This window comes from Streptomyces sp. NPDC051172 (assembly GCF_040682555.1).
In the GTDB taxonomy this organism is placed as follows: Bacteria; Actinomycetota; Actinomycetes; order Streptomycetales; family Streptomycetaceae; genus Streptomyces.
The window spans coordinates 1-20540 of sequence record NZ_JBFBBE010000051.1 but is presented as its reverse complement, the minus strand read 5'-3'; the positions used below and the strand labels follow the sequence as shown (position 1 = coordinate 20540).

At 70.4% G+C, this 20540-nt stretch carries 20 protein-coding genes; 7 read left to right on the top strand and 13 right to left on the bottom strand.

What is annotated here, in order from left to right:
- Positions 1–18: 18 nt before the first annotated feature.
- Positions 19–690, bottom strand: a complete 672-nt coding sequence (nucS, locus tag AB0N07_RS27750) for an endonuclease NucS (protein WP_365839555.1) — start codon at positions 688–690, stop codon at positions 19–21.
- A gap of 256 nt (positions 691–946) precedes the next feature.
- Here nucS and AB0N07_RS27745 point away from each other — a divergent pair, with 256 nt between their 5' ends.
- Positions 947–1339, top strand: coding sequence for an SCO5389 family protein (locus AB0N07_RS27745; RefSeq protein ID WP_365839553.1), 393 nt, complete (start codon positions 947–949; stop codon positions 1337–1339).
- Between the two features lie 84 nt (positions 1340–1423).
- On the opposite strand, the gene AB0N07_RS27740 is transcribed toward AB0N07_RS27745, so the two are convergent.
- The gene (locus tag AB0N07_RS27740; RefSeq protein WP_365839551.1) at positions 1424–2452 is read right to left on the bottom strand and encodes an LLM class flavin-dependent oxidoreductase; all 1029 of its coding nucleotides are present in this window, start codon (positions 2450–2452) and stop codon (positions 1424–1426) included.
- Between the two features lie 220 nt (positions 2453–2672).
- On the opposite strand from AB0N07_RS27740, the gene AB0N07_RS27735 reads away from it, so the two are divergent.
- A complete protein-coding gene (locus tag AB0N07_RS27735) occupies positions 2673–3014 on the top strand; it encodes an ATP/GTP-binding protein (protein WP_115905851.1) in 342 nt (113 codons plus the stop codon).
- Positions 3015–3021: 7 nt separating this feature from the next.
- On the opposite strand, the gene AB0N07_RS27730 is transcribed toward AB0N07_RS27735, so the two are convergent.
- From AB0N07_RS27730 to mce, 7 genes are all read right to left on the bottom strand, one after another.
- Positions 3022–3897: an ABC transporter permease gene (locus tag AB0N07_RS27730; protein ID WP_365839549.1), complete on the bottom strand. Its 876-nt coding sequence runs from the start codon at positions 3895–3897 to the stop codon at positions 3022–3024.
- Positions 3894–5108 (bottom strand): ATP-binding cassette domain-containing protein, encoded by a 1215-nt coding sequence (locus AB0N07_RS27725; protein WP_365839547.1) that lies wholly within the window; start codon positions 5106–5108, stop codon positions 3894–3896. Before AB0N07_RS27725 ends, AB0N07_RS27730 begins: the two co-directional genes overlap by 4 nt.
- A 145-nt stretch (positions 5109–5253) precedes the next feature.
- On the bottom strand, positions 5254–6030 hold the full coding sequence (locus AB0N07_RS27720) for an ABC transporter permease (protein ID WP_365839545.1): 777 nt from the start codon (positions 6028–6030) through the stop codon (positions 5254–5256).
- Complete coding sequence (locus AB0N07_RS27715; protein ID WP_365839544.1) at positions 6027–7052, bottom strand: ABC transporter ATP-binding protein; 1026 nt, start codon at positions 7050–7052, stop codon at positions 6027–6029. Before AB0N07_RS27715 ends, AB0N07_RS27720 begins: the two co-directional genes overlap by 4 nt.
- A 154-nt stretch (positions 7053–7206) precedes the next feature.
- Complete coding sequence (locus AB0N07_RS27710; RefSeq protein WP_030950047.1) at positions 7207–8142, bottom strand: cellulose-binding protein; 936 nt, start codon at positions 8140–8142, stop codon at positions 7207–7209.
- 183 nt (positions 8143–8325) lie between these two features.
- Entirely contained in the window at positions 8326–12204 is a 3879-nt protein-coding gene (gene scy, locus AB0N07_RS27705) for a polarized growth protein Scy (protein WP_365839543.1), read from the bottom strand.
- 211 nt (positions 12205–12415) lie between these two features.
- Positions 12416–12856: a methylmalonyl-CoA epimerase gene (gene mce / locus AB0N07_RS27700; protein WP_099931336.1), complete on the bottom strand. Its 441-nt coding sequence runs from the start codon at positions 12854–12856 to the stop codon at positions 12416–12418.
- Positions 12857–13003: 147 nt separating this feature from the next.
- Between mce and AB0N07_RS27695 the strand changes: the two genes are divergently transcribed.
- The 3 genes from AB0N07_RS27695 (at position 13004) to AB0N07_RS27685 (ending at position 16848) form a co-directional block, all read left to right on the top strand.
- Entirely contained in the window at positions 13004–14206 is a 1203-nt protein-coding gene (locus AB0N07_RS27695) for an acetyl-CoA C-acetyltransferase (RefSeq protein ID WP_365839541.1), read from the top strand.
- 36 nt (positions 14207–14242) lie between these two features.
- The gene (gene meaB / locus AB0N07_RS27690; RefSeq protein ID WP_365839539.1) at positions 14243–15199 is read left to right on the top strand and encodes a methylmalonyl Co-A mutase-associated GTPase MeaB; all 957 of its coding nucleotides are present in this window, start codon (positions 14243–14245) and stop codon (positions 15197–15199) included.
- 188 nt (positions 15200–15387) lie between these two features.
- Positions 15388–16848, top strand: a complete 1461-nt coding sequence (locus AB0N07_RS27685) for an MFS transporter (RefSeq protein ID WP_365839537.1) — start codon at positions 15388–15390, stop codon at positions 16846–16848.
- A gap of 154 nt (positions 16849–17002) precedes the next feature.
- Here the strand turns inward: AB0N07_RS27685 and AB0N07_RS27680 are convergent, their stop codons facing one another.
- The 4 genes from AB0N07_RS27680 to AB0N07_RS27665 all read right to left on the bottom strand — a co-directional run bounded on the left by AB0N07_RS27680 (position 17003) and on the right by AB0N07_RS27665 (position 19656).
- Positions 17003–17479, bottom strand: a complete 477-nt coding sequence (locus AB0N07_RS27680; RefSeq protein WP_365839535.1) for a MarR family transcriptional regulator — start codon at positions 17477–17479, stop codon at positions 17003–17005.
- A gap of 95 nt (positions 17480–17574) precedes the next feature.
- Positions 17575–18375 (bottom strand): AIM24 family protein, encoded by an 801-nt coding sequence (locus AB0N07_RS27675; RefSeq protein WP_365839533.1) that lies wholly within the window; start codon positions 18373–18375, stop codon positions 17575–17577.
- A complete protein-coding gene (locus AB0N07_RS27670) occupies positions 18372–19022 on the bottom strand; it encodes an AIM24 family protein (RefSeq protein WP_365839531.1) in 651 nt (216 codons plus the stop codon). Before AB0N07_RS27670 ends, AB0N07_RS27675 begins: the two co-directional genes overlap by 4 nt.
- A 1-nt stretch (position 19023) precedes the next feature.
- Positions 19024–19656, bottom strand: a complete 633-nt coding sequence (locus AB0N07_RS27665; protein ID WP_115905838.1) for an AIM24 family protein — start codon at positions 19654–19656, stop codon at positions 19024–19026.
- A 160-nt stretch (positions 19657–19816) separates the two neighbouring features.
- Here AB0N07_RS27665 and AB0N07_RS27660 point away from each other — a divergent pair, with 160 nt between their 5' ends.
- Positions 19817–20161 carry a DUF3817 domain-containing protein gene (locus tag AB0N07_RS27660; protein WP_115905837.1) on the top strand — a complete coding sequence of 115 codons (345 nt, stop codon included), beginning with the start codon at positions 19817–19819 and terminating at the stop codon, positions 20159–20161.
- Positions 20158–20451, top strand: coding sequence for an MTH1187 family thiamine-binding protein (locus AB0N07_RS27655; protein ID WP_365839529.1), 294 nt, complete (start codon positions 20158–20160; stop codon positions 20449–20451). The genes AB0N07_RS27660 and AB0N07_RS27655 overlap by 4 nt, the downstream gene beginning before the upstream one ends.
- Positions 20452–20540: the final 89 nt, after the last annotated feature.

Here is a 20540-nt window from a genome sequence, read left to right as displayed (position 1 = left end):
TGCTCGTAGCGACGGAGGTCAGAACAGCCGCAGCTTGTCGTCCTCGATGCCCCTCAGGGCGTCGTAATCCAGCACCGCGCAGCCGATTCCGCGGTCCGTGGCGAGGACCCGGGCCTGCGGCTTGATCTCCTGGGCCGCGAAGATGCCGCGGACCGGGGCGAGATGGGGATCGCGGTTCAGCAGCTCGAGGTAGCGGGTGAGCTGCTCCACGCCGTCGATCTCACCGCGCCGCTTGATCTCGACCGCGACGGTCCGACCCTCGGCGTCCCGACACAGGATGTCGACCGGGCCGATCGCCGTCATGTACTCGCGGCGGATGAGCGTGTAGCCGTCGCCGAGCGTCTCGATGCGGTCGGCGAGCAACTCCTGAAGGTGTGCTTCCACGCCGTCCTTGATCAGGCCGGGATCCACGCCCAGTTCGTGCGAGGAGTCGTGGAGGACCTCCTCCATCGTGATGATGAGCTTCTCGCCCGCCTTGTTGACGACGGTCCAGACGCCCTCGTCGTCGCCCGCGCCCTCCTTCAGGGTGCAGGGCGGGGACATCCAGTTCAGGGGCTTGTAGGCGCGGTCGTCCGCATGGATGGAGACGCTGCCGTCGGCCTTCACCAGGATCAGGCGGGGCGCCGAAGGGAGATGGGCGGTGAGCCGGCCCGCGTAGTCCACGGAGCATCGGGCAATGACGAGACGCATGGTCGGCAACGCTACTCGACGGGTGTGGGTCCACGCGATTCGCCCCGGAAGACCCGAGACAACCCATGTTCATTCGTGGCTGATTGTGTGCCTAAAGAGGGCTCTCCATGTACGCATTTTCCTGGTGCCGTCACCGCCCGTTGCTTACGGTAGTAAACGGGAGGTCGCGGGACGAGTACTCAGCGTGTTCGGTATCGCGAACTCCCTTATCTGTCCGGCAACCCCTGTCGACCACGGGGGTGCGAGAGGAGAACCCATGTCGCTCGACGTCTCACCGGCCCTACTCGAGAAGGCCGAGCGAGGCGAGGTCGACGAAGCAGAATTCGTCGACTGCGTCCGGACCTCCCTGCCTTACGCATGGGAGATGATCAGCTCCCTGGTGGCCCAGCTGAAGGTGGACGGCGGCAACTTCGCCGACAACCAGACGCCCCCGCCGGACGAGCAGGCACGCGGACAGCTGCTGCGTGCGCTCGCGAGTGACGCGATACGCGGCGCGCTGCAGCGGCATTTCGGTGTCCGGCTGGCCTTCCAGAACTGCCACCGGGTGGCGGTGTTCCCATTGGACGCCTCGGCCGACGAGACGCTGGCCCGCTTCACCTCGGTCCGCAGTCAGGTACTCAACCAGTCCCCGGAGTTCCGGGACTGCTGAGGAGCATGCCGCTTGCTTGCCGCTCCGTACGCGGGAGGTGCATTCAGTACTGGGGCGGCAAGCTCCGCAGCCGGGCAGGCCCGTTCAACCGAGGTGCGGGAGCACCTCGGCGCCCAGCCGCCGTACGTTCTCCTCGGTGGCCGCCAGGTCTCCCGAGCCCTCCACGAGCAGGGCGAAGCGGGAGATGCCGGTCCGCTCGCTGGTCGCCGCGAGCCGGTCGGCGCACAGGCGCGGGGTGCCCACCGGGTGCAGTCCGCAGAGCAGTTCGGTGTACGCCAGCGGGTCGCGCATCTGCCGGGTGCGGCCGTCCACCGTGACATGGGCCTCAAGCCCCTGCTTCAGCCAGCCCGGCATCGCCTTCGTCAGCGCCTCCACGGCGTCCGTACGCCGGTCCGCGATCTGGCACACGCCGGCCGAGACATGGGCCGCGCCCAGGACCGTCTCCGCGGAGTGTCCCGCGGCGCGCGCCAGCTGCCGCCACAGGGCGACCATCTCGGTCTTCTCCTCGTCACCCACATGCATGCCCAGCAGCATCGGCAGCCCGCGCTCGGCGGCCTGCCGCACACTCGACGGCGAGGTGCACGCGACGACGACCTCGGGGCCCGGTACCTCCGACAGGGACTCCGACGGCCTTGGTACGACAGACACTTCACGGAAACCGAAGCGCTCTCCGTCGGCCCCGACCGACGGCTCGCGCAGCCAGCGCAGCAGCAGATCGAGTGATTCCGGGAAGCCCTCCTCGTATGCCTTGATGCCGGAGCCGAACACCTCCAGGTCGACCCACGGTCCGCCGCGCCCCACGCCCAGCGAGAAGCGCCCGCCGGAGGTGAGGTGCAGCAGCGCGGCCTGCTCGCCGACCGCCACCGGATGGGCGGTGGGCAGCACGGTGACCGCCGTGCCGACCCGGAGCCTGCGGGTCCGGCCGAGGAGTAGAGCCGCCAGTGTGATCGCCGACGGGCAGGTCCCGTACGGCACGAAGTGGTGCTCGGCCAGCCAGACCGAGTCGAGGCCCGCTTCCTCGGCGACCTCGGCCGAGCGGACCGCGCGGTGCAGCGCCTCCCCCTGGCCCTGCCCCGGGAACTGGGCCGCCAACACGAAACTTCCTACGCGCATTGCTCTTCCTGCTTCCTTGGCTCCGACGCGGAGCTCCCCCACCCGCATAACCGTCTGACACGTGCCGAGGACACGGCCTGGCGAAGAGATTTGCGGATTGTCTGCAGAATGGGAGGTCGCGGCGGGGTGGGAGGTCGGCCGGTGCTCTACGCGTACCCCCGTCCGCGCCCCGTAGGCTGGACACGACCCGTGCTTCCTGTATAGCCCCGTGAGGTGTCCCGTGTCCCCGCGTCGCAACCGACCCAAGGGTGCCGACCCGTCGGGCTCGTCCGGCCGGAGCGGCGAGGACGACCGGCCCGGCCGTTACGGCGGCTGGCAGTCCACCGAGAGCTGGCAGGGGGAGGAGTGGAGCGTGCGGCACGTGGCGGGCGCGAGCGCGCAGGGCAAGACGTACCGCTGCCCCGGCTGCGACCAGATGATCCCCTCCGGCGTCCCGCACGTGGTGGCCTGGCCCGAGCACTCGGGCGTCGACGAGCGCCGGCACTGGCACAAGGCGTGCTGGAACGCGAAGGACCGCCGCACCACGCGGGTGCAGCGGTCCCGTAACGCGCCGAAGTTCTGAAGCCCGGTTACACGTCACGCTTCTGCAGCAGCAGGACCGCGCCGGCGAACGCGGCGGCCGTCACGCCCAGCGCGATCCACACCGGGTCCCAGCCGGTCGGGCCCGTGCGGCTGAGGGTGGTGGTGTAGAAGGCACTGAGCTGGTTCGGGATCGAGTAGTCGAACAGGGCCTGGCGCACCTTCTCCAGGGCCTGCGAGAACATGAACAGCGCGATCACCAGCGGCGCCAGCACCAGGGCGATCATGATGGTGATGGCGCCCGCCGAGTGCCGGATGATCGAGCCGACGAGGAGCGAGAGCAGCCCGAGCAGCGCGATGTAGAACGAGATGCCGAACGTACCCTTCAGCCACTCGCCGCCGGACGGGTCCTTGGCGCCCTTCAGCATGGCGACGTCCACGACGGCGACGAGGAGCACCGAGGCGAACGTGACGGTGAACGCCACCCCGAAGAACACGATGGCCTTCGCCGCCAGCACGCGCGCGCGTGACGGGCACGCGGTCATCGTGGTCCGGATCATGCCGGTGCCGTACTCCGAGGCCGTGGTCAGCACCCCGAGGGTGATGATGCACATGCTGCCGAGCAGCAGCCCGAACACACCGAAGGACAACGGGTTCTGGCCCTGCAGGCTCTCCTCGCCCTGATTGGCGGCGACCAGCACGGCGACCAGCAGCCCGATGCCCACGACCAGCAGCAGGAACACGCCGAGCGTCCACATCGTGGAGCGCACCGATCTGATCTTCGTCCACTCCGAGGAGATCGCGTGCCCGAGATGGGTGCGCACCACGGGGATCGGCGAGGTGTAGGTCGGGTACGGCGAACCGGGCGCCGCCGCCTGCCAGTCGGGTGCGGCGGCCTGCGGCATCGGGGGCTGCGGGGTGCTCATCGGGCGTCCTCGGGCTTGGTCAGGTCGGCGGGAGCGGCGGAGGCGGGGGGCTGGGGCGGCGCGGCCGGCGTCTGGGGCGCCGCGGGCGCCGGCTGGGCGTACGGGTTGGGCCGGCCCGCGCCCGGGGCGACCGGAGCGCCGTACGGGCCCGGCTGTCCCTGCGGCATCGCGAACGGCTGCCCGCCCTCCTGGGGCGACGGCGGGGCGTACCAGTCGGGTTGGCCCTGCCCCGGCACCGGCATCGGCGGCTGCACACCGGGCGGCAGCGGCTGCTGCAGCCCCGCCTTCTGGTCGGTGGTCGAGCGGTAGTCCACGGCCCCCTGCGTCATCCGCATGTACGCCTCCTCCAGGGAGGCCTGGTGCGGCGACAGCTCCCACAGGCGTACGTCGGCGTCGTGGGCGATGTCGCTGATGCGGGGGAGCGCCAGCCCCGTGATCCTCAGAGCGCCGTCCTGCTCGGGCAGCACGTGCCCGCCCGCCTCGGTGAGCGCGGACGTCAGCTTCTCGCGCAGCTGCGGCTCGGTGTCGGGCGTACGCACGCGCGCGAAGTCGGCGGAGTTCGCCGAGATGAAGTCCTTGACGCTCATGTCGGCCAGCAGCTGTCCGCGTCCGATCACGATGAGGTGGTCGGCGGTCAGTGCCATCTCGCTCATCAGATGGGAGGAGACGAAGACCGTACGGCCCTCCGCCGCGAGCGCCTTCATGAGGTTGCGCACCCAGAGGATGCCCTCGGGGTCGAGGCCGTTGACCGGCTCGTCGAAGAGCAGCACCTGGGGGTCGCCGAGCAGCGCGGCGGCGATGCCGAGGCGCTGCCCCATGCCGAGGGAGAAGCCCTTGGAGCGCTTCTTGGCCACCTCCTGGAGGCCGACCACGCCCAGCACCTCGTCGACCCGGCGGGCCGGGATCCCGGACAGCTGGGCCAGGCACAGCAGATGGCTGCGGGCCGACCGGCCGCCGTGCACGGCCTTGGCGTCGAGCAGGGCGCCCACCTGACGGGGGGCGTTGGGCAGCTTCGGATACGGGTAGCCGCCGATCGTCACCTGCCCCGCGGTCGGGTTGTCCAGGCCGAGGATCATGCGCATCGTCGTCGACTTGCCGGAGCCGTTCGGTCCGAGGAAGCCGGTGACGGCACCCGGCCGTACCTGGAAGGAAAGGTTGTACACGGCGGTCTTGTCGCCGTAGCGCTTGGTCAGGCCTACAGCCTCGATCATGCTCCGCACCCATCGAAAGGTTCAGGACAGCGGGGCACACGCCCCCGTAAGGGTTAGGAGGATATCGAGGAGCTGACGGTTCCGCTCAAATGAAAGTAAAGCAATGTGACTCCGCTTCCCGGCGGAGCGAGGTCCCGGCGGAGCGCTACGCGTCCCGCTTCTTCAGCACCACATAGCCGCCCGCGAGGGCCGCGACCACCCACAGCACCATGATGCCGAGACCGCCCCAGGGCCCGTACGAGGTGTCCTCGTCGATCCGCGGGACCACCTGCATGATCTTGCTGCCGGCCTGGTCCGGCAGGAACCGGCCGATCTTCTTCGTCGCGTCGACGTTGCCCAGGATGTTGGAGATCAGGAAGAAGAACGGCATCAGGATGCCCAGCGACAGCATCGGCGAGCGGAGCATCGCGGCGACGCCCATCGAGAACACCGCGATGAGGGTCATGTAGATGCCGCCGCCGATCACGGCGCGCAGCACGTGCGGGTCGCCGATCGAGGCGCGGTGCGCGCCGAGCACGGCCTGCCCGAGGAAGAAGGCGACGAAGCTGGTCGCCAGGGCGACGACGAGTGCGAGGCCGGTCGCCACGGCGATCTTGCTGAACAGGAAGGTGCCGCGCTGCGGTACGGCGGCCAGCGAGGTGCGGATCATGCCGGTGCTGTACTCGTTCGAGACGACCAGCACCCCGAACACGATCATCGCGAGCTGACCGAGGCTCATGCCCGCGAAACTGATGAAGGTCGGGTCGAAGGTCAGCCGGTCCTGCCGGCTCATCTTGTCGAACTCGTGGCTGGAAAGCGCCGAGATCAGCATGCCGAGGGCGATGGTGACGACCACGGCGAGGGAGAGCGTCCACACCGTGGACGCCACCGACCGGATCTTGGTCCACTCGGACCGTACGACCTGCATCGCCGCCATGCTCATCTCCTCTTCCAGTCCTCGCCCCACTGCTGCCGCTGCGGGGGCGCCTCGAAGGGCGCCTCGAAGCGGGCCTCAAGGGGCGTCTCAAGGGGCGTCTCAAAGGGCGCATCGAGGGGAGCGTCGGCGTGCGCGTGGTACTCCACCGCTCCCGCGGTCAGCTGCATGAAGGCCTCCTCCAGGGAGGCCTGCTGGGGGCTCAGCTCGTGCAGCACGATCTGGTGCTGTGCGGCCAGTTCGCCGATCTGTTCGGCCTTGCCGCCGTCCACCTCCAGTGCCCCGCTGCCGGACTCGATGACGGTGAGGCCCTCCTCGTGCAGCACGTCGAGCAGCCGTTCGCGCTGTGGGGAGCGGATCCGGATGTACGAGCGGGAGTTCCGCTCGATGAAGTCGGCCATGGAGGTGTCGGCGAGCAGCCGACCCTGTCCGATGACGACGAGATGGTCGGCGGTCAGCGCCATCTCGCTCATCAGATGGGAGGAGACGAAGACGGTCCGCCCCTGGGCGGCCAGGGACTTCATCAGATTGCGGATCCAGTGGATGCCCTCGGGGTCGAGGCCGTTGACCGGCTCGTCGAACATCAGGATCCGCGGGTCGCCGAGCAGCGCGCCCGCGATCCCGAGCCGCTGCCCCATGCCCAGCGAGAACCCCTTGGCCTTCTTCCTCGCGACCGCGGTGAGGCCCACCGTGTCGAGGACCTCGGCCACCCGCCGTCTCGGGATGCCGTTGCTCTGCGCGAGACACAGCAGATGGTTGAAGGCGCTGCGGCCACCGTGCACGGCCTTGGCGTCCAGCAGGGCGCCGATGTACCTCAGCGGGTCCTTGAGGTGGTCGTAGTGCCTGCCGTCGATCCGGACGTTCCCCGCGGTGGGCCGGTCGAGCCCCAGCATCATCCGCATCGTCGTCGACTTGCCGGCCCCGTTCGGCCCGAGGAACCCGGTCACCATGCCGGGTCTGACGGTGAAGGTGAGGTTGTTGACCGCCAGTTTCTCGCCGTACCGCTTGGTCAGGCCCTCGAGCTCGATCATGAAGTCACGCTAAGACCGGGGTTCGGGGGCTGCCACTTGAGAGGGCTCGGGGCTCGTCGTGCGGACGACGGCGGTGCCCGTGCCGCCGCCGCAGCCGACGACGAAGGCCCGCACCTCCGGGGGAGACGGTACGGGCCTTCGAACGTGCTGCTGACTAGCGGGTCTGCTGCGCCGGAACCCCACGGGAAATCGGCTCGTCCTCGGCCGGCGAACCGGCGGCGGCCACCGCCGCACCGGTGAGCGTCGCGAGCATCTCGCGGACGTTCGTCAGCTGGGCGTTGATGCTGTCGCGGCGGTTGGTGAGGGCGGCCAGCTCGCGCTCGGATTCCGAACGGATCCGGTCGGCCTTCGCGTTCGCGTCGGCCACGATGTCCTCGGCCTGGCGCTGGGCCGTCTCCACCGTCTGGCGGGCGCGGCGCTCGGCGTCGGTGCGCAGCTTCTCGGCCTCCAGGCGGAGCTGCTCCGCGCGGTGCTCGATCTCCGCGAGGCGCTTCTCGGCCTTGGCCTGACGGGACGCCAGGTCGCGCTCGGACTGCTCGCGGCGCTTGGCGAGGTTCGTCTCGAAGTCGGCGGCGGCCTGCGCGGCCTTGGCGCGGGTCTCCTCGAAGAGGGCGTCGGCCTCCTCGCGCTTCGACTGCGCGTCCTTCTGCGCCTCGGAACGCAGCTGCGAGGCGTCACTCTTGGCCTTCTCGACGATCCGGACGCCCTCGTCCTCAGCCTTGGCCTTGCGCTCCGCAGCGAACGATTCTGCGTCGTTGCGGACCTGCTGGGCCGCCGACTCCGCAAGTTCGCGGTGCTGCTCGGCCGCGCGACGGGCCTCCTCGCGCAGATCCTTGGCCTCTTCCTCGGCGAGGCGGAGGATCTTCTCGACACGCGCGCCGAGACCGGCGTACGACGGCTCTGCGTCGGTTACCTGAGCCTGGGCGTTCTGCGTCTCGAGGTGGAGCTCCTCGATGCGCTTTTCCAGAGCGGTGATGCGGGCGAGAGCGCTGTCACGGTCGGAGACGAGCTTGGAGATTCGTTCGTCCACCTGAGCGCGGTCGTACCCACGCCGCACAAGCTCGAAGCCGTAGGGGGAAGTGTCGCTCATGGGGTTCCTGTCAAATGAGACCGGTGAGGTGATAGGGGGAATCCTAGGGGCCGAAGCGGTGTGTCATCGAGCGGATACGTGTTTGATCTGCAGAATGAGACCCCTTTTGAGTGGCTGACCGGCGGACGGCTTGCCAGAAAATTGGTCAAAGGCCCCAGACGGCACCGGATTTGGACCTGTCGATCAGCTGTCCGACGGCTTACCCGAACGGGGGGCGCCGACCGAGGCACCCGCCTTGACGCCACTGTCCTTGCCCGCAGTCGGGGCCTCGAAAGACTCCAACGCCTCCAGGACGTCCTGGACACGGGAGATCTCGGCGTTGATGTCCTCGCGCCGGCGCACCAGGATCTCCAGCTCGCGCTTTCCTTCCTCGACCGTGCGCCTGGCCTCGCGGATCGCCTCGGCCTTGAGCTCCTCGGCCTCCTTCACGAGCGCCGCCTTCTTCTGCTCGGCCTCCTTCAGGAGCCCCTCGGCCTTCTTCACGGCGGCGATACGGACCTTGCCCGCCTCGGAGTTGGCCTCCGAGACCAGCTCCTTGGCCTTCGCCTGCGCCTTCGCCAGCTGCTCCTCGGCGGCCTTGATGAGCGCGTCGCAGCGGTCGCCCGTCGACTTCATCGTCTCCGCGGCCTCACGGCGGGCCCGCTCGTGCAGCGCCTCGATCTCACTGGTGATGCGGTCGCGCAGCTCCTCCGCGCGCTCGCGGATGGAGGTGGCGTCCCGGCGGGCGCCGACGAGCAGTTCGTCCGCGTCGGTACGGGCCTTCTCCACCCGCCCGTTGCCCTCGATCGTCGCCTCCGAGACCAGGCGTTCGGCCTCCTTGCGGGCCGCACCCACCATGGTGTCGGCCTGCGCCTCGGCGTCGGCGGTGGTCTTGTGGGCCTGCTGCTGCGCCTCGGAGAGCAGCTTGTCGGCCTCGGCCGTGGTCTCCGTGATGAGGGTGTCGACCTGCTCGGCCACGTCCTGGCGCCGCTTGTTGGCGTCCTTGCGGGCCTCGTCGAGGGTGCGCTCGGCCTCCTCGCGCGCCGCGTTGACCAGCCGCTCGGCCTCCGCCTCCGCCTCCGCCTTGACCCGCTCGGACTCGCTGCGGATCCGCTCGGAGTGCTGCTGCGCCGCCCCGACCGTGTCGGCGGCCTCGGCGCGCAGCCGCTCCGCGTCCCCGGTGGCGTCCGCGATCAGCTTCTCCGCCTTGGCGACCGCCTCGACGCGCACCCGCTCGGCCTCCGCGACCGTCTCGGTGCGCAGTTGGTCGGTGTCCCGGACCGTCTCCGTGGTGAGCCGCTCGGCCTCGGCGCGCGCCTCGGTGATCAGAACGTCCGCCTGCGTCGCCGCGTCCGAACGGATGCGGTTGGCGTCCTCGCGGGCGTCCGCCCGGGTGCGCGCCGCCGCCTGGTCGGCCTCGGCGATCGCGTCCGATGCCTCCGTACGCACCCGCTGCGCGTACTCGGCCGCGTCCGAACGCAGCCGCTCCGACTCCGCGATCGCCTCTCCGACCGTGCGCTCGGCGAGCGCCTTGGCGGCGTCGGTCTCCTCGTTCGCCTCGCGCCGGATGCGGCTCGCGTCCTCGCTGGCCCGCTCCCGCTCGGCGTAGGCGTCGGAGCGGACCCGGTCCGCCTCCTCCTGCGCCTCGCGCCGGGTACGGTCCGCCGCGTGCTCGGCGGCGCTGCGCAGCCCGGTGATCTCCTCCTGGGCCTGCTCGTGCAGCCCGGCCACCGAGTCCCGTACCTGCTGGGCGTGTTGCTCGGCGCCCGACACCATCTCGTTCGCGCGCCGGTCGGCCTCCTCGACCAGCCGGACCGCCTCGGCCTGCGCCTCCTCCACGCGCTTGCGCGCCGAGGCCAGCAGCTCCTCGCTCCGCTCGCGCGCCCGCTCGCGCTCCTGGTCGGCCTCGGTGCGCGCGGCACCGAGGGTCTCCTCGGCCTCGCGACGGCGCCGGTTGGCCTCCTCCTGCGCGGCGGCCAGCGTCTCGGAGGCCTCGGTGCCGAGCCGCTCGGCGGCGGCCAGCGCCTCCGCCCGCACCCGGTCGGCGCTCTCCTGCGCCTCCGACTTCAGCCGTTCCGCCTCCGCGGCGGCCTCGGACCGCAGGCGTACGGCGATGGCCTCGCCCTCGGCCCGGGACGCGGAAGCGTCCGCCGCGGCCTCGTCGCGCAGCCGGTCGGCCTCCGCCTCGGCCTGCGCCTGCAGGGTGCGGATCCGCTCGGCGGCCTCGGTACGCAGCCGCTCGCTCTCCTCGGCGGCCTCGCGGCGGATCCGCGAGGCCTCCTCGCGGGCCTCGGTCAGTGCCTGCTCGGCGGCGGCGAGGCGCTCCTCGGCCTCGGTGTGCAGCCGCGTCAGCTCCTCGGCCGCCTCGGCGCGGCGTGCCTCTATGGCCCGCTCGGTCTCCTCCTGCAGCTCCCGGGCGGCCCGCTCGGCCTCGGCCTTGATGCCCTCGGACTGCTCGACGACCTCCTCGCGGTGCCGCTCCGCCTCCTGACGGGTGCGCTGGAGGGTCTCCTCGGCCTGCCGGCGCAGCGTGGTCGCCCGCTCGATGGCCTCCGTACGGACCTTCTCGCTGTCCGTGGTGGCCTTCTGGCGCAGCTCGTCCGCGTCCTGCCGGGACTTCGCGAGCAGCTCCTCGGCGGTCTTGGCCGCCTCCTCGATCTGCTGGACGGCCTCCTTGCGGGCCTCCGCGCGGATCTTCTCGCCCTCGGCGACCGCGTCGGCCCGCAGCTGCTCGGCCTCGCCGCGCAGCCGCCGCGCCTCCTCCTGCAGCTCGACCGTCTTGGCGCGGTACTCCTTGGTGTCGTCCTTGGCCGCGCCCTTGAGCTGCTCGGAGATGTCGTGCGCCTCGGCGCGCAGCCGGTCCGCCTCGGCCTCGGCCTCGGAGCGGATCCGCTCGGCCTCCTCGGCGGCTGCCTTGGTGGTGTTCTTCGCGTCCTCCTGCGCCCTGTTGAGGACGTCCTCGGCCGTCTTGGCCGCCTTGGACAGCTGGGTCGCGCTCTCCTCGGCCGTGATCGTGCGGGCCTTCTCGGAGGCCTCGGCGACGATCCGCTCGGCCTCGGAACGGGCGTCCGCGACGACCTGCTCGGCGTCCGACCTGGTGGCCTCGGCCTCCTTGGTGGCCTCCTCGACCAGCCGGGCGACCTGCTCCTTCGCCGTACGGGTGCGCTGCTCGTTGGTCGACTCGGCGCTGGCGAGGGCCTTCTCGGCGGCCGCGGTGGCCTCGGTGACCAGCTTGTCGGCCTCGGACTGCGCCTTGCGCAGCGCCTCCTCGGCCTGCGCCATGCGCTGCTCGGCGGCCCGGCTCAGCTCCTGCGCCTGGCGGCGGGCGGAGTCCGACTCGGTGGCGGAGGAGCTGCGCAGCTGCTCGGCGTGGTCGGTGGCCTCCTGGGCCTGGGTGGACGCGGCGTTCAGCAGCCGCTCGGCGTCCGCACGCGCCCGGCGCAGCAGCTGGTCCGCCTCCGCGCGGGCCTCCTCGGCCTCGCTCTGCAGCCGCTGCCTGGCCTCGGTCGCGACCCGCTCGGCCTCCGCACGGGCGGCGGCCAGGGCCTGCTCGGCCTCGGCACGGGACTCGTCGAGCAGCCGGCGCGCCTGGGACTCGGTGCGGGCGCGCAGCTGCTCCGCCCAGGCCACGTTCTCGTTGACGTGCGACTCGACGGTCTGCCGGCGCTCGGCCAGCTCCTGGTCCAGCTGCTGGCGGCGGGTGACCGCCTCCTGGTGCAGCTCGGCCTGCAGCCGGGCGGCCTGCTCCGCGTGCTCCTGGAGGATGCGCTGGGTCTGGGCACGGGCCTGGCTGAGCTCGCGCTCGGCGTCCTGACGCAGCTGGTCGGCCTGGATCTGCGCGTTCCGCAGCAGCTGCTCGGCCTGGTAGCCGATGTCACCGCCGTCGAAGGAGGGCCGGGACATGATGGTGCGGCGCGCCTCGTGCAGCTTGGCGCGCAGCACCTCGACCTGGTAGCCGAGGTCCTCGGCGTGCTGGATCGCCTTTTCCCGCTCGGTCTTCAGCCGCTCCATCTCGGCCTCGAACCGAGAGAGGTGGTCGACGTCAGCCGCCGGCTCTCGCTCCTGGCGTTCGTAGCCCCGCACTGCGCGGTCCCATCCGTCCCCTGGTCGCAAGTCTGGCCAAACGAGCTCCGTCCATCCGCCGAACGGGGCCCCCGGGGAATGGTGTCAGATCAACGGCGGAGCATGGGCTGCTGCCCCGACGCTCGACCCCCGAAACACGGTCCCCGGCGTGCGGTCACCCCCCACAGAGACGGCGACCGCCCCCAACCCTACCGGCCCATATGTACGGGGGTCAGTGCTCAGGTGACTCAACAGGCGCGGAAGTGACCAGTTCTGTCAGAACGCCGTGGCAGTCCTTAGGGTGCAGGAACGTGATTCGTGACCCCATGGAGCCGCGCCGGGGCTCTTCGTACAGAACACGTACGCCCTTTTCCTTGATGTCGGCCGCGTCGGCGTCCACATCCGCCGTACCGAAAGCGATGTGATGGACACCCTCGCCGTTCTTGTCGAGCCACTTGGCGACGGTCGAGTCCGGTCGCGTCGGCTCCAGAAGCTGCAGGTAGGAGGCCCCGCCGTCGGAGGTGTCGTTGATCTTGAGCATGGCCTCGCGGACGCCCTGCTCCTCGTTGACCTCGGAGTGGAACACCTCGAAGCCGTATGTGGCCCGGTAGAACTCGACGGTCTTGTCGAGATCGAAACAGGCGATTCCGATGTGGTCGATTCGCGTCAGCATGGTTTCAGTGCAGCGCTCCGGGGATGGTTACGCAACGTGCCAGCGATCACACCGGCTGCCGGGTGACGGCACGGAGTGCCACTCAGTACATTCGAAGTAAACCCTCGTTCACTCCTCGGCAGTGCAGCCGGAAGGGGATCGCAGCTCATGTCTGGATCGAACAGCACGACCTCGGTGATCGTCGCGGGGGCGCGTACCCCCATGGGACGGCTGCTGGGCTCCCTCAAGTCCTTCTCCGGAGCCGACCTCGGAGGCTTCGCGATCAAGGCCGCCCTCGACCGTGCGGGGATCGGTGGCGACCAGGTGCAGTACGTGATCATGGGTCAGGTGCTGCAGGCCGGGGCGGGGCAGATCCCGGCACGCCAGGCCGCCGTCAAGGCGGGCATCCCGATGAACGTCCCGGCGCTGACCGTCAACAAGGTGTGTCTGTCGGGCCTCGACGCCATCGCGCTCGCCGACCAGCTGATCCGCGCCGGCGAGTTCGACGTGATCGTCGCGGGCGGCCAGGAGTCCATGACCAACGCGCCCCACCTGCTGCCGAAGTCCCGCGAGGGCTTCAAGTACGGCGCGATCGAGATGCTCGACGCGATGGCGTACGACGGCCTGACCGACGCCTTCGAGAACATCGCCATGGGCGAGTCGACGGAGAAGCACAACACGCGCCTCGGCATCCAGCGCCCCGAGCAGGACGAGATCGCCGCCCTCTCCCACCAGCGGGCGGCCGCCGCGCAGAAGAACGGCATCTTCGAGGCCGAGATCACCCCGGTGGAGATCCCGCAGCGCAAGGGCGAGCCGGTCCTGTTCAGCAAGGACGAGGGCATCCGCGGCGACACGACCGCGGAGTCCCTGGGCAAGCTGCGCCCGGCGTTCACCCGGGACGGCACGATCACGGCCGGTTCCGCCTCGCAGATCTCGGACGGCGCGGCGGCCGTGGTCGTGATGAGCAAGGCCAAGGCGCAGGAGCTGGGCCTGGACTGGATCGCCGAGATCGGCGCCCACGGCAATGTGGCGGGCCCGGACAACTCGCTCCAGTCGCAGCCGTCCAACGCGATCCTGCACGCCCTGAAGAAGGAGGGCCTGGGGGTCGAGGACCTGGACCTCATCGAGATCAACGAGGCCTTCGCCGCCGTGGCGGTGCAGTCAATGAAGGACCTCGGAGTTTCAACGGAAAAGGTGAATGTCAACGGCGGCGCCATCGCCCTGGGGCACCCCATCGGCATGTCCGGCGCCCGGCTCGTCCTGCATCTGGCGCTGGAGCTCAAGCGCCGGGGCGGCGGTGTGGGTGCGGCCGCGCTGTGCGGTGGCGGCGGTCAGGGTGACGCACTGATCGTGCGGGTACCCAAGGCCTGAGCCCTTTCTCCACGTACTTCTCTGAACGGAGCTGTGATGCAGGACGTCTCCACACTCGTCGCCCAGGCGAGGGAAGGCCGGCCGCGGGCCGTGGCCCGGCTGATCTCCCTGGTGGAGGGGGCGTCCCCGCAGCTCAGGGAGGTCATGGAGGCGCTCGCTCCGCTGACGGGCAATGCGTATGTGGTGGGTCTGACCGGCTCGCCTGGCGTCGGCAAGTCGACCTCCACGTCCGCGCTCGTCACGGCGTACCGCAAGCAGGGCAGGCGGGTCGGCGTCCTGGCCGTCGACCCGTCGTCGCCCTTCTCCGGCGGCGCCCTGCTCGGCGACCGGGTGCGGATGTCGGAGCACGCCTCCGACCCCGGCGTGTACATCCGCTCGATGGCGACCCGCGGCCACCTGGGCGGCCTGGCGTGGGCCGCCCCGCAGGCGATCCGGGTGCTGGACGCGGCGGGCTGCGACGTGATCCTGGTCGAGACGGTGGGCGTCGGCCAGTCGGAGGTCGAGATCGCCTCCCAGGCGGACACGAGCGTCGTCCTGCTGGCCCCCGGCATGGGCGACGGCATCCAGGCGGCGAAGGCGGGAATCCTCGAGATCGGTGACGTCTACGTCGTCAACAAGGCCGACCGCGACGGCGCCGACGCCACTGCCCGCGAGCTCAACCACATGCTGGGCCTGGGGGAGTCCCGCAGCCCGGGCGACTGGCGCCCGCCGATCGTCAAGACGGTCGCCGCCCGCGCCGAGGGCGTCGACGAGGTCGTCGAGGCCCTGGAGAAGCACCGTGCATGGATGGAGGAGCGGGGCGTGCTGGCGGAACGCCGCCTGGCCCGCGCCTCCCGCGAGGTGGAGACCATCGCCGTGACGGCCCTGCGCGAACGCATCGGCGACCTGCACGGCGACCGCCGGCTGAGCGCACTGGCGGAACGGATCGTGGCCGGGGACCTGGACCCCTACCGTGCGGCGGACGAACTGGTGGCGGGGTTGACGCAGGGCTGAGACGGTTTATCGCGTGGCCGGCTCCCGGCCCGCACTGTTACGTTGATTCGCATGTACCTCCTCTTGGCATAGGGCACGCCCGGGCCCGCGTACGGCGAGCGGCAGTCGACCGAAGAACCGACTGACCGACCGCACGGCCGACGCGGCGATCAGGCGTCTCCTTTTCCGCCTCGAGTCGAGGAACTCCCGTGTCTTCCACGCCAGTCGGACGGCCGTCGTATGCCGCCGTCCTCCGCATTCCGCATGCCCGCCGCACCTTCGGCGCCGCCCTGCTCGGCAGGCTGTCGTACGGCATCGTCCCCCTGTCCGTGATGCTCGCCGTGAACCGCGCCTCGGGGTCGTACACGGTGGCGGGCACCGTGATGGCGCTGTTCGGCGCCACCAGCGTCTTCCTGTCGCCCGCCCGGGCCGCTCTGATCGACCGGCACGGGCCGCGTCGCACGCTCGTCCCGATGGTCACGGCGTACGCGGCCCTGCTCGGGCTGCTCACGCTGCTCGTACGGCGGCCGGGTGCCGTCTCACCGCTCGTCCTGGGCGCCGTGACCGCCACGGCGGGCGCCTGCACCCCTCCGCTGGGCCCGACGATGCGCGCCGTATGGGGCAGGCTCGCCCCGGACCGCGGCCTGCTGCAACGCGCCTACAGCCTCGACGGCGTCGCCGAGGAACTCCTCTTCGTCTCGGGCCCCCTCCTGGTCGGCATCCTCACCGGCTTCGCCCCACCGGCGGCCGGCATCGCCTTCGGGACCGGACTGATCGTGGCGGGCACGGCCGCCTTCACCTCGTCGCCGGCCGTCGGAGCGACGAGGCCCGCCGAGGCGGGCAGGGGGCGGCGTGGGGGCAGATGGGACGGGGGCGTGCGGGGGTGGCGGCTGCGCGGGCTTGTCTGTGGGGCGGCCGGTGCGCGGCTCAGCGCGCTGCGGCGAGTCCGCGTAGGGCAGGACGCGGTCGCGCCGGGGGCGCCGCAGGGGCTACGTGCCGGGCCGGGGGCTGCTGGGCGCAGCGTGCTGCGTGGAGTGCTGTCCCGGGTGCGGCGCGGGGCCGGGCGGGGTGTGTTGCGGGGGATTCTGCAGCCCGTTGTTGCTGCCGGCGGGGTCGGGCTGACGCTGGGGGTGGTGGATCTGGTGGTGGTGGCCTTTGCGGAGCAGCGGCATTACGGGGACGGGGCCGTGGCCTGGACGCTGGCTGCGTTGTCGGCCGGGAGTGCCGTCGGCGGTCTGGTCAACGGGGCTGTCCACTGGCGTGTCCCGGCCCCGGTGCGGCTGCCCCTGGCCGCAGCGGGCCTGGGGGTGGCCTTGCTCGGTGCCGGGTGCGCCGCCGGGCTCGGCACGCTCGCCGTCACGCTGGCGGCCGCGGGGTTCTTCGTCTCGCCGGCGCTCACCACCGCCTATCTGATCGCCGATGACGCGGCGGCGCCCCAGGCACGGGTCCGGGCCGGTGCCTGGGTCAACACGGGTGTCAACGCGGGCAGCACGGCAGGCGCGGCCGTGGCCGGGCCTCTGGTGGGCGGGGTGCCGACGGCACTGTGCTTCGCGGCGGCCGGCACGGCGGCCCTGCTGACGGCCCTCGCGACGGTGCGGCGCAGCCGTGCGAGGAACACCCTTCGGGCCGCGCCGGAACGGGGCGGCGCTAAGAGCGTCCCCGCCGCCTGACGGGCCGTCGCTCGGAAGTGGCCGGATCGTCAGGGCAGTTGGGGCGAGTGCCCGCCAATCTTCCCGACAACGCAAGCACGGTGGAACGCCGTCCGGGACGCACCGGCAGGCGGGGCCCGTTCGGACTCCGCCTGCCGCTTGCGCCGTAGAACCGCTAGGGACGTCCCCGCTGCCCGCGCAGGTGCTCCGCGATGGGCTTCAGGGCCTTGTCGAGCTCCGCCATGGCCTCGGGGGACAGCAGGTCGATGAAATGCCTGCGCACGGACGACACATGGTGCGGGGCGACCTTCTTCATCGTCTCCATGCCGTGCTCCGTGAGGACCGCGTAGAGCCCGCGGCGGTCGGACTCGCAGTTCTCACGGCGGACCAGGTTCGAGTTCTCCATCCGGGTGATCTGGTGGGAGAGGCGGCTCTTGGACTGGAGGGTGGCGGACGCGAGGTCGCTCATCCGCATCCGTACGTCCTCCGACTCGGAGAGGTTCACCAGGATCTCGTAGTCGTTCATCGTCAGTCCGAACGGCTGCAGGTCCCTCTCGAGCTGGTACGTCAACAGCCTGTTGACCTCCAGGTGGGTGCGCCAGGCGCACTGCTCCGCATCGGTCAGCCAGCGCGTGGCCGTCTCGGTCTCCATGAATGAAGTCTACCTAAAATGTTGAAAGGCGAACTAGTGAGGGTGGTGTGGTGTCGGCGCGCACACGTTCGACGTCACACTCCGCAGACTACCGCTCACAGCCCGAAGCGACGCTGGAGGTCTCCCAGCTGTCCGGGAAGGCGCGGTGTGCCGGCTTGCTGTGAGGGACCCATGTGTGCCCCGCCGCCACCGGGCACGCCGGGCTCCGGTGGAACCGCCCCCGTGGCCTGCTCGGCCATGAGGGTTTCCGAGGACTGGAGCAGGACCGTGCCGGCCCCCACGAACTCGAACTGGTGCTCCTCCCCGGAGGCCCCGCCGAGGCCTGTCATTGCACGTAGACCGCCCATTACGCCCCTCAGATAACCGTGGTCGTAGTGGTGGCACGGCGACGGGCAGTCGGCCCAGCCGACGAGTGCCTGCGGGTCCACCCGGATCGGCGGTTCCATGAACACCACCGGACCGTTAGATGCGGCCACGAACTTTCCGGTTCCGATGAGTGTCAGAAAGCCCGGCACAATCGATTGCTTGAGCGCGAGACTTGGCTGAAAAGCGAGCAGATTGCCCGAGCGAATGGTCAGGTTGCCGTCGTCCAGGTCGTACGAGTTCACGTCAAACGCCCGGTCGGCGAGGAGCATCTTGCCCGAGCCCTCCGCCACGACCCAGTCGCTCGCATGCAGTGGCGAATGAAAGGAGGTACGGACAAGGCGGTCGAGCCTGCCGTGCCCGATGCCGTTGAACTCCATCGAGCCGTAGTAGGCGATCATCTTCCCCTTCTGCAGGAACCACTGGCTCCCCTTGAGCTCCACGCAGAAGGTGTACTTGTTGACGTTGTCGTCCACCGGCAGCGTCATCGGGTCGAAGACCGTCGGGCCGCCCGGAGTCCCGTACGCGCTCACAGCTTCTCCTCCGAGGCCTGGACATACACCGCGCCGTTGCCGCTGAGCTCCAGCTGGAAGGCCTCGCCGGAGCCGCGTCCCACCATGTCGCGCCAGCCGAGCGCCGCGGACAGCTTGTTGCGTACGTCGCCGTGGTGGGCGACGTACGCCTGTGGGTCGACGTGCACCGGCCGCTGGGGGGTGATCGGGAGCTCGAAGACTCCGCCGTGGGCCATCACGGCCACCGAGCCGTGTCCCTTGAGGGTGGTCGTGAACAGCCCCTGGCCGGTGACCTGGCCGCGGACCATGCCCATGACCCCGCCCTGCGAGCCCATGAACATCGTGCCCTGCTGGAGCGTGCCCTCGAAGGCGAGCAGCCGGTCCGCCTCCACGTAGAGGGTGTCGCCGGTGAGGTTGATCACCTGGACGTGGTGACCGCCGTGCCCGAACATCACCGTGCCGTTGCCCTCGACGCTCATCAGGGGCGTGGCCTCGTTCGCGACCCGGCGCCCGATCATCGACATGATCCCGCCCTGGCCGCCCTGGATGTTGGGCGTGAAGGACACCTCGCCCTTGTAGGCGAGCATCGCGCCGCGCTGACTGAACAGCCGTTGGCCGGGCAGCACCGTCGCCTCGACCATCTTGGAGTTGATCTCACGGAAGGGCATGTCACACATCCCCCGCGATCGTGTTCCGCTCGCTCGGCTGTACGTACACCAGCCCGTCCCCCTCGAACCGGATCTGGAAGGCCTCGCCGCCGCCCTCTCCGAAGAACGTGCGGAACGTCACACCGGACTGGAAGGACTGCCGCAGATTCCCCTGGTGCGCGATGTACGCGCCGGGGTCGACGGTCAGCGGGTACTGCGCGCTCACCCGCAGCACCACCGCCGGGCCGTCCGACATGATCGCCGCCTGGCCGTGGCCCTCGACGGTCGTCGTGAACAGCCCGTTGCCCTGGGAGGCGCCGCGCAGGCCGGTGAAGGTCGTGCCGGTCCTGAGGCCGGCGTCGGTCGCGAGCAGATTGCTCGACTCCACGTACAGCTTGTCCCCCTGGAGACTCACGAGGTTGATCTCGGAGGCCCGGTCCGCGAACCAGCACGTCCCGTGCCCCTTCACCTCCATCACGGTCATCTGCTCACCGGTGAGCCGCCGGGTCACCATGCCCCTCAGGCCCTCACCGCCGCCGGTCATCTTCTTGAAGGCCATCTGCCCGTCGTACGCGACCATCGAGCCGTTCTTCGCCTTCACGGCATCCCCGGTCATGTCGACGGCCAGCACCTTGCTGCCTTGAAGTCGAAACATCGCCACGCTGCGAAAGGTAGCCGTCGGGCGGGTGCGGCGCACAGGGCCCGTGGGTGGAGACGCACCCTGAGCGCACCCCTAGGGGAACCGTTTGCCACAATGGGCGGACGCTTGTGCTTCCGTTCACAAAGAGCGATCCGTCTCCCACCGAAGGTGACCCGTGGACATCAAGACCGCCACTGCCCTCCGCCGCCTGCGCCTCGTCTCGGCTCCCGAGGCCGTGTCCTTCCTCCTCCTGCTGGTCTGCTCCGTGCTGAAGCGGACCACGGACTTCAACGCGGTGCCGGTGATGGGCATGGTCCACGGCGTCCTGTTCATCCTGTACGTGATCTTCTGGGCCGACGCCTGGAACCGTACGAAGTGGGACAAGAAGACCGCGGGCCTCTACTTCCTGCTCTCCGTCCTGCCCACCGGTGGCTTCTTCGCCGAGCGCAAGCTCAAGCGCGCCGCCGAGGACGCCGTCATCGCCTCTCGCGCCCGCCAGGAAGGAATCGTCAACGCATGATCGTCGCCTTCTCCGTGACGCCGCTGGGCGTCGGCGACGACGTGGGGGAGTACGTCGCCGACGCCGTCCGCGTCGTCCGCGAGTCCGGTCTGCCCCATCGCACCGATGCGATGTTCACGAGCATCGAGGGCGAGTGGGACCAGGTCATGGATGTCGTCAAGCGCGCCGTCGCCGCGGTCGAGGAGCGGGCGCCGCGCGTGTCCCTGGTCCTCAAGGCGGACATCCGCCCCGGGGTGACCGACGGTCTCACCGCCAAGGTGGAGACGGTCGAGCGGTACCTCGCCGACTAGGGGCTGTTGCGAAAGTGGATCTTGTTCGTTGATGATCATGTCTTGTGGGACGTGGGGATCTGACGAACGGCCAGTGGGCCCGACTTGAG

Bases quoted from the DNA above. Each gene is read 5' to 3' on its own strand.
- nucS (WP_365839555.1), bottom strand. From the start codon at position 690: ATGCGTCTCGTCATTGCCCGATGCTCCGTGGACTACGCGGGCCGGCTC.
- AB0N07_RS27745 (WP_365839553.1), top strand. From the start codon at position 947: ATGTCGCTCGACGTCTCACCGGCCCTACTCGAGAAGGCCGAGCGAGGC.
- AB0N07_RS27740 (WP_365839551.1), bottom strand. From the start codon at position 2,452: ATGCGCGTAGGAAGTTTCGTGTTGGCGGCCCAGTTCCCGGGGCAGGGC.
- AB0N07_RS27730 (WP_365839549.1), bottom strand. From the start codon at position 3,897: ATGAGCACCCCGCAGCCCCCGATGCCGCAGGCCGCCGCACCCGACTGG.
- AB0N07_RS27725 (WP_365839547.1), bottom strand. From the start codon at position 5,108: ATGATCGAGGCTGTAGGCCTGACCAAGCGCTACGGCGACAAGACCGCC.
- AB0N07_RS27720 (WP_365839545.1), bottom strand. From the start codon at position 6,030: ATGAGCATGGCGGCGATGCAGGTCGTACGGTCCGAGTGGACCAAGATC.
- AB0N07_RS27715 (WP_365839544.1), bottom strand. From the start codon at position 7,052: ATGATCGAGCTCGAGGGCCTGACCAAGCGGTACGGCGAGAAACTGGCG.
- AB0N07_RS27710 (WP_030950047.1), bottom strand. From the start codon at position 8,142: ATGAGCGACACTTCCCCCTACGGCTTCGAGCTTGTGCGGCGTGGGTAC.
- mce (WP_099931336.1), bottom strand. From the start codon at position 12,856: ATGCTGACGCGAATCGACCACATCGGAATCGCCTGTTTCGATCTCGAC.
- AB0N07_RS27695 (WP_365839541.1), top strand. From the start codon at position 13,004: ATGTCTGGATCGAACAGCACGACCTCGGTGATCGTCGCGGGGGCGCGT.
- meaB (WP_365839539.1), top strand. From the start codon at position 14,243: ATGCAGGACGTCTCCACACTCGTCGCCCAGGCGAGGGAAGGCCGGCCG.
- AB0N07_RS27680 (WP_365839535.1), bottom strand. From the start codon at position 17,479: ATGGAGACCGAGACGGCCACGCGCTGGCTGACCGATGCGGAGCAGTGC.
- AB0N07_RS27670 (WP_365839531.1), bottom strand. From the start codon at position 19,022: ATGCCCTTCCGTGAGATCAACTCCAAGATGGTCGAGGCGACGGTGCTG.
- AB0N07_RS27665 (WP_115905838.1), bottom strand. From the start codon at position 19,656: ATGTTTCGACTTCAAGGCAGCAAGGTGCTGGCCGTCGACATGACCGGG.
- AB0N07_RS27655 (WP_365839529.1), top strand. From the start codon at position 20,158: ATGATCGTCGCCTTCTCCGTGACGCCGCTGGGCGTCGGCGACGACGTG.